This is a genomic window from bacterium, assembly GCA_021159335.1.
In the GTDB taxonomy this organism is placed as follows: Bacteria; UBP14; UBA6098; order B30-G16; family B30-G16; genus JAGGRZ01.
In genome coordinates, this window is record JAGGRZ010000147.1 from 24,120 (window position 1) to 31,813 (window position 7,694).

The window sequence follows — 7,694 nt, forward strand, 5'->3', positions numbered from 1 at the left end:
ATCTACGCTACAAATACTTTGTCCACTGGACCTTTTCGCCCGTTATTTTCTCCTGCTCTTCGGCATACTTAATCATCAGCTTGCCCCAATCCGTTTCTTTTAGCCAGTTGAGAAATCTTTTTCGTCCAACGAGTGGATACCATATGTAGTCGTGGTAGATGAACGAGCCAAAAACGAAAATGTAAACCATAGGTGTTCTGAAAAAGAGCCATTGTGCCCATTTCAGCGGTCCAAACCACAATGTATCACCAACCATTGACGCAAGATTGTCGCCGACTTTGTAGTTGAGTTTTAAGTCCGAAACATCATCGCCCACTATTTCGATTTCATCGAGGCGCCCTGTGCCCAAGCCATCCTCTGTGGCAAGTGCAATGTATTTTATGCTCATTGGGTCAAATCCCATGAGCTTTGCTGCAACAGCATCGATAGCCACCATGTCAGAGCTTGCCAGTATAACATTCGTGACATGTGGTATCATAGTCCTTGGTCCAGGACCCTCGCCGGAAGTCGTTCCGTCCATGATTGCGAAGAGCCCGGTGTGGATTTCTTTTTGAATGTGAAGAAGGTCAACCAAAGTTTCGTGAATCCAGGTGTGTGTGTAGTGCCGCTTGGTGTTAAGAAGTCCGCCAAACGCATTTTTCATTGCACCAGTAGTCGTAGTGTATATGTGGGTTTTCATCGTCGGAAGATGAACGATATTTTTTCCGAAAAAGAACTCGGGAAGAAATATGTTGCCGTCGTAAACCTTGTGGAGCGCATGAGTTTTGAATTTAGGTTCGTAATGGACCCATTTGATGTCCCTGAAGTTGTACAAAATTGGTATACCGTATTTCTTGTATACCACATCGAAAAGCAAAAGTTTTTCGCCTTTGAACGGGTTTGTTACTACTGTGTTGTTTTCCACAGCGACCAGGTCTTCGAAACCCATGTTCCTCAGCGCGATAACCGTTCCCTCAAGCTGCCATGGTGTTGTGTTGGCGCCAGGAAAGGGTAGATGCCACGAGATATTATCTTTAAGTATCGTTTGGCTCGATTTATCAAGGGATTCGCCCAACCCCCCTAGCTCGCATAAACGCTGGATATCCTCAATAACTGTTTCTGGCTTTGTCCTTATAACTGCTACTTTAGATTTCATAGCGATTTAAAAGTTCAGGTTAAAAAATAGAATTCCAAATCAAAATTTCAACAGAAATTATTTAGTATTTCATTATTCGTTAGTTTTTTATGATAAATTTCGACCCATTCATTATTATATTTTTCATTGCTTGACATAAGATTGGGATTATTTTAATTTAAAATAACTTTGTGGGAGGTAATAATGTCACCCCGAAGAATTATCACTCCTTTAACAGATGATGTAGTCAGGAGTCTTCATGCTGGTGATGAGGTGTTAATTTCTGGTGTTATTTACACAGCTCGTGATAGTGCACACAAAAGGCTTGTTGAAATGCTCGAGCGAGGTGAGGAGCTTCCGTTCCCGCTTGAGGGGGCGATAATTTACTATGTTGGTCCGGCACCAGCACCACCAGGAAAACCTATAGGTTCGGCTGGCCCGACAACAAGTTATAGAATGGACCCATATGCTCCTGCGCTTATCGAAAAGGGGCTTAAAGGAATGATCGGTAAAGGACCGAGGGGGGAGGAAGTAGTGGAGGCAATGAAAAAGTATGGAGCAGTTTATTTTGCCGCTACTGGTGGAGCAGCTGCTCTTATTGCAAAATCTATAAAGCAGGCCGAGGTGATTGCTTTCCCGGAACTCCTCTCTGAAGCTGTTAGAAAACTCGTGGTAGAGGATTTTCCCGCTATAGTGGCTCAGGACTCATTTGGTGGCAACATTTTCGAGGAAGGCGTAAAAAAGTACAGGAAGGTAAGTTACTGAGAGGTGGTGGAAAGTGGATATAAAAGTTCTTAAATATGACGAACGATTAAGGGAACGCATAGACAAGATAGCTGCCAGCAACTTTATGAAATGTTATCAATGTGGAATGTGTAGCTCTGGTTGTCCGTCAATAGATGAGATGGATATACTGCCTAATCAAATAAATATGTTTCTCATGCTCGGTCAGTTCGACAGAGTTTTGGAATCGAAATCGATATGGGCTTGTGTGGCGTGTTTCGAATGCGCTGAGCGCTGCCCCCAGGGGGTTGACCTTTCCAAAATAAACGAAGCTTTAAGGCAGATAAAAATAAGGCGTAATATGGACCTTTTCAACATATGGGAGGTCGTGGGCAAAGAAGAACTACCCACAATAGCCTTGGTAGCGAGTTTCAGGAAATTCACTGCTTAAGAGGTGGAAAGCATGCTTAAGTATAATTATTTTCCAGGGTGCACACTAAAAACCACTGCCAAACAGCTTGAAATATCCGCAATAAATGTTGGCAAGATACTCGGATTTGAACTTGTGGAACTTCCGCGCTGGCACTGTTGTGGCACAGTGGTTACTCTTGCCAGTGACGACAAAATCCGCTCTATAGGCGCAATACGAACATTAATAAGAGCACAGGAGACGGGTGATGACAAACTCGTAACCATTTGCTCCGTTTGCCTTAACACTTTAAGGCGAATAAATGCGCGCTTTAGGGATGATGATGAATTCAGGGATGCTGTTCTCAAGTTTATGGACGATGAGCCACCGTATGAAGGCAATATAAAAGTGCTGCATTATGTGGATATATTGCTGGAACTCGGTTTGGACAAGCTGAGAAAAGCGGTAAAAAGAAAGCTTGAAGGACTTAAGGTTGGAGCATATTACGGTTGTTTGCTTCTGAGGCCTGCTGAGTTTTCTATAGACCCCAATCCTGAGAGGCCGACAGTGCTTGAGCAGATAGTGGCTACCACAGGTGCTGAAGTCGTGGATTTTCCGCTCAAAATCGAGTGTTGCGGTTCATTCGAAACGGTGCACAAACCAGATTTCGTTGCCCAGAGAACATATGAGATAGTGGAGAGTGCGAGACGAGCAGGTGCGGAAACGATAGTTACATTCTGTCCACTTTGCCATTTCAACCTCGATAGAAGGCAAGAAATAATAATGCAGGTTAATCCTGGTTTCAAACCTATGCCGATACTGTATTTCACCGAACTTTTGGAACTCGCTTTAAGTGAAGAGGAGCTATCTTGGGAGGGACATGAGATAGATGTTTCAGATATTTTAAGGAGGTATACGACAATAAAAAAGGAGGCATAAATTATGTATAGGGTGATTGGTTTTTTGCTCGTTCTGGGCTTATTAGCGGGGGTGATGGGACTCATTGAGGGAACCTACGAAATATATTCTGATGGGCAGAAAGTAGGTGAGTGCACATTTAGATTAACGAAACATGCTACAGGCTATTGGCTTCATTCATCGACTGAGATGACGGCTGCGGGGACCAAGACAAAATATGAGGTAGAAACATTTTACGACGAAGGTTATCACCCCAAAAATTACATCGTTAAGATATTTGTTCCGGGAAGCCAGCAGAAAGTTGAGGCAAAATTTCAGATGGGCAAAGCGACCGTTACCGCGGGTGACCCGAGACGACAAACCACGCAAACTTTCGATTTTCCAGCCAATGGATACATTCTGGACCAGAATATTTTTGAGCATTTCGTGCCTCTTGGTAAGGTAATAGACCCGACAGTAGGCGAATTCAAAGCTGATGTGATAATACCGCAGTTAATGATGGTTGTTAAGCTTGACCTTAAGAATGTTGGAGAGGAAGTGGTGGACGAAAAGAAGGTAACTCGATTCTCCGGCAGCGTTGGTCCATTTGAAGTTAATCTCGCGTTGCGAGAGGACCATGTGGTCACGAACATCGAATATCCCTCGCAAAAGCTCAAAATAACATTGACGAATGTTAAAATAGTCGAACGAAAGCCTCATGACCTTCCTGTGGGATTCCAACCGATAACGCCTGAGCAGGCATCGAATAAAAAGTTTATGAAAGAACTTCGCAAAGGAAAACTTCTTAAAGGAAGCATCTTTCTAAATCCGCAGGGAGTTCTTGACAAAATTTACATAAAGCGCCTCGAGCAGGACTTTGACGGGAAAATTGAGCATGATAAAATCGAGGGCACGATAAAAGTTATAAGGCAGTCGCACAAGATAACTGTAGCTGGTGATTTTCCGCCGGAGAAACCTCTTAAAGCGGCTGAGAAGTATAGTAAGCCCGAGCCCGGAATTGAATCAGATTTCGAGGAAATAGTAAACAAGGCAAACGAGGTTGTGAAAAAGTGCAAAACCATCGCTGACGCCGTAAAGGCTATAAATCTCTGGGTTAAAAACAATGTGGAATGTGCTCCTCAGCGATATTCCGCTAAAGAAGCTATAACACTTGGCAAAGGCGATTGCCATACCAAAGCAAGACTTTGTGTCGCCATGCTTCGAGCTGTAGGGTTACCCGCGAGAATCGTTCGGGGAGTGCTTTATGTCGACGGCAAATTGATTGACCATTCATGGGTCGAGGTTTTCATAGGACCGGGGCTTGGTTGGGCACCGCTTGACCCAACTACAGGCGAGGTAGACGAGATATCGGCGAGACACATCTCGCTATGGCTTGAGGACGATGAACCGCCGGTTTATGCGAAGGATATAAAGCTGGAAGTGGAAAAGTTTAAGTAGGAATTGTTAACTTAAAATTATTCGTGTCATTTGCCCCCTTGCGTGTTGTAAGGGGGTTAGATTTTGATTGTTGTAATTTATTGAGTATGGAATAATAGTTCAATTGTTTTAAGATTTAACTTTAAGATTTGGAGGCAACAATATGCGAGACTTAGGATATCATGCGTTGGATGTAGCAAGATTAGCCGGTGCGACTTACGCTGATATAAGAATAATTGATGAGGTTCGCGAACGAATCTCAGTGAAAAACGGCGCACCTTCTATAGAGAGAGAGGAAACGGCAGGTTTCGGGGTGAGAGTAATAGCTGATGGTGCGTGGGGATTCGCCGCTTCGCCAAAGCTAACCAAGGACGAGGTCGAAAAGGTGGCAGCATTAGCAGTAAGGATTGCTAAAGCAAGCGCAAAGCTTAAAAAAGAAGATGTCAGATTGGCTCCAGAACCCTCGTATAAGGACAAATGGAATTCAACATATATTATAGACCCATTTAAGGTTCCTCTCGAGAAAAAGCTGGAACTGCTTATGAAGGTTGACGAGATACTTCGCAAAGATGCGCGAATAAAAGTCGCCCAGGGTTCCCTTCTGCTTCGAAGGGAGCATCAAATTTTTCTTTCGAGCGAGGGCTCGGACATAGAACAAACTATACTCATAACTGGTGGTGGATACAGCGCTACCGCGGTTGATGAGAAGAATAATGAGATTCAAACGCGAAGTTACCCGGGTGTGCAAGGCGGACAATACATGCAACTCGGCTGGGAAGCAATCGAATCCTACGACTACATTGGCAATGCTGAGCGCGTTCGCGATGAAGCGTTGGCGTTGCTTTCGGCTGAGCCGTGTCCTCAGGGTGAAATGGATATTATAATAAGTGGCGAGCAACTCGCTCTTCAGATTCATGAATCGCTCGGACATCCGTCGGAACTCGATAGGGTGCTTGGGATGGAAGCAAATTATGCTGGAACGAGCTTTCTTACAATAGATAAGCTTGGCAAATTTCGATATGGGTCTGAATTAGTCAATATCGTCGCGGATGGCACGCAACAGGGTGGGCTTGCTACTGTTGGTTATGATGATGATGGCGTCCGTTCGCAGAGGTGGTTTCTCGTTAAGGACGGTATTTTTGTTGGTTATCTCACCAATCGCGAGCTCGCGCATGTTATAGGTGAAAAGCGCTCCCGTGGAGCGAATAGGGCGCATGGTTGGTGGTCGCTCCCTATGATCAGGATGACTAATATTTCCCTTTTGCCGGGTGATTGGGAGCTTGAAGACCTTATCGCAGATACAGAAAAAGGACTGTTCATTCAGACAAACAAGAGCTGGTCGATAGACCAAAAAAGACTTAACTTTCAATTCACCACAGAGATTGGCTGGCTTATTGAAAAGGGTAAATTAACCAAGATCGTTAAGAATCCCACATATCAAGGAATTACTCCTCAGTTCTGGGCGAGTTTGGATGCTATCTGCAACGAGAAATACTGGGTGCTCTGGGGGGTTCCTAATTGCGGAAAAGGTCAACCTTCACAAACAGCTGAGATGTCGCACGGTGCTGCGCCAGCAAGGTTCAGGAAAGTAAGGGTAGGATTAGGATAAGCAACAAAGCCTGAATTAAATACATTGTTGACAAACCATGCCGTTTATTTTACTTTCCCAGAGAAATCTCAAATTATTTTTATCTTAAAATGGAGATACCGAAAACATACAATCCGCATGATATCGAGCCGAAGTGGAACAAATTTTGGCTTGAGGGAAAATTCTCGACCCCGGCTGAGAAGGATTCGGGCAAACCAAAATTCGTCATAGTTATTCCACCACCTAATGTTACTGATGTTCTTCACCTTGGGCATGCTTTGAATAACCTTATTCAGGATGTTTTGATAAGGCGCAAACGCATGCAGGGCTACGATACGCTATGGATACCGGGAACTGACCACGCGGGAATAGCGACGCAGAACATGGTTGAGAGACAGCTTTTGGCACAGGGTAAAACGCGTGAGGATGTTGGGAGAGAAAAGTTCGTGGAACTTTTGTGGCAGTGGAAAGAAGAGAAAGGCGGACGAATAATAGAACAGCTTAAGGAAATAGGTTGTTCGTGCGATTGGACTCGGACCAGGTTCACACTTGACCCCATATTCTCAAGAGCGGTCAGAGAAGTTTTCGTGAGGCTGTATGAAGAAGGGCTAATATATAAGGGCAAATATATAATAAATTGGTGTCCTCGATGTGGGACAGCTCTCGCTGACGATGAAGTTGAACATGAGGAACACGAAGGCAAACTTTGGTACATAAAATATCCCTTTGTCGATGACCCGCAAAACGGCATAGTGGTAGCTACGACGAGACCAGAGACCATGCTTGGTGACACTGCGGTAGCGGTTAATCCTGACGACCAGCGCTACAAAGAAGTTGTGGGCAGAAAGGTAATATTGCCCCTCGTGCCAAAAGAGCGCAAAGGACTTACTTTTGGCTGGGAAGAGACCATCGTTTCCAATGAAATTCCTATTGTGGCTAATCCGCAGGTTGACCCGGAGTTCGGGACTGGGGCTGTGAAAATAACGCCAGCTCATGACCCTAATGACTACTGGATAGGGCGTGAAGCCGGGATGCCTCTCGTGCTTGTTATGAATGAGAAAGCCATTATGAACGAGAATGCCGGCAAATTCGCAGGGATGGACCGTTACGAGGCTCGTGAGGCTATCGTAAAGGAACTCGAGAAGCAGGGATTGTTGGTGAGGATAGAAGATCACAAACACTCAGTAGGTCATTGTTATAGATGTCATACTGTTATCGAGCCTTATCTTTCCAATCAATGGTTCGTAAGGATGAAGCCTCTTGCTCAGCCTGCGATAGAGATTGTCAGGCGAGGAAAGATAAAATTCCTGCCCAGAAGGTGGGAGGGGGTTTACTTTAATTGGTTAAATGAGATAAGGGATTGGTGCATATCCCGTCAATTGTGGTGGGGACACCAAATACCAGTCTGGTACGGACCTGATGGAAAAGAATTTGTGGCGCGGAGTGAGGAGGAAGCTCTTGAGAAAGCAAGGGAATACTATAAAAGAGAAGATGTTAAGCTCGTTAGAGATGAGGATGTTCTTGAC

Annotated in this window: 7 protein-coding genes; 6 read left to right on the forward strand and 1 reads right to left on the reverse strand. The window is 44.6% G+C overall.

Annotation, left to right across the window (positions count from 1 at the left end; all coding sequences use genetic code 11):
* Positions 1 to 7 precede the first annotated feature (7 nt).
* The gene (locus tag J7J62_08080; GenBank protein ID MCD6125111.1) at positions 8 to 1,135 is read right to left on the reverse strand and encodes a DUF362 domain-containing protein; all 1,128 of its coding nucleotides are present in this window, start codon (positions 1,133 to 1,135) and stop codon (positions 8 to 10) included.
* A 183-nt stretch (positions 1,136 to 1,318) separates the two neighbouring features.
* Between J7J62_08080 and J7J62_08085 the strand changes: the two genes are divergently transcribed.
* From J7J62_08085 to J7J62_08110, 6 genes are all read left to right on the forward strand, one after another.
* Positions 1,319 to 1,879 (forward strand): Fe-S-containing hydro-lyase, encoded by a 561-nt coding sequence (locus J7J62_08085; protein ID MCD6125112.1) that lies wholly within the window; start codon positions 1,319 to 1,321, stop codon positions 1,877 to 1,879.
* Between the two features lie 85 nt (positions 1,880 to 1,964).
* On the forward strand, positions 1,965 to 2,288 hold the full coding sequence (locus J7J62_08090) for a 4Fe-4S dicluster domain-containing protein (GenBank protein ID MCD6125113.1): 324 nt from the start codon (positions 1,965 to 1,967) through the stop codon (positions 2,286 to 2,288).
* Between the two features lie 12 nt (positions 2,289 to 2,300).
* Positions 2,301 to 3,185 (forward strand): CoB--CoM heterodisulfide reductase iron-sulfur subunit B family protein, encoded by an 885-nt coding sequence (locus J7J62_08095; protein MCD6125114.1) that lies wholly within the window; start codon positions 2,301 to 2,303, stop codon positions 3,183 to 3,185.
* Positions 3,186 to 3,188: 3 nt separating this feature from the next.
* Positions 3,189 to 4,601 carry a transglutaminase domain-containing protein gene (locus J7J62_08100; protein MCD6125115.1) on the forward strand — a complete coding sequence of 471 codons (1,413 nt, stop codon included), beginning with the start codon at positions 3,189 to 3,191 and terminating at the stop codon, positions 4,599 to 4,601.
* A 142-nt stretch (positions 4,602 to 4,743) separates the two neighbouring features.
* On the forward strand, positions 4,744 to 6,189 hold the full coding sequence (locus J7J62_08105; GenBank protein ID MCD6125116.1) for a TldD/PmbA family protein: 1,446 nt from the start codon (positions 4,744 to 4,746) through the stop codon (positions 6,187 to 6,189).
* Positions 6,190 to 6,278: 89 nt separating this feature from the next.
* Positions 6,279 to 7,694 (forward strand): valine--tRNA ligase (locus J7J62_08110; protein ID MCD6125117.1); only part of this gene is annotated, 1,416 nt, incomplete at its 3' end.

Coding starts and splice junctions, on each gene's coding strand:
- J7J62_08100 (MCD6125115.1), top strand. CDS start 3,189: ATGTATAGGGTGATTGGTTTTTTGCTCGTTCTGGGCTTATTAGCGGGG.
- J7J62_08105 (MCD6125116.1), top strand. CDS start 4,744: ATGCGAGACTTAGGATATCATGCGTTGGATGTAGCAAGATTAGCCGGT.
- J7J62_08090 (MCD6125113.1), top strand. CDS start 1,965: ATGAAATGTTATCAATGTGGAATGTGTAGCTCTGGTTGTCCGTCAATA.
- J7J62_08085 (MCD6125112.1), top strand. CDS start 1,319: ATGTCACCCCGAAGAATTATCACTCCTTTAACAGATGATGTAGTCAGG.
- J7J62_08095 (MCD6125114.1), top strand. CDS start 2,301: ATGCTTAAGTATAATTATTTTCCAGGGTGCACACTAAAAACCACTGCC.
- J7J62_08080 (MCD6125111.1), bottom strand. CDS start 1,135: ATGAAATCTAAAGTAGCAGTTATAAGGACAAAGCCAGAAACAGTTATT.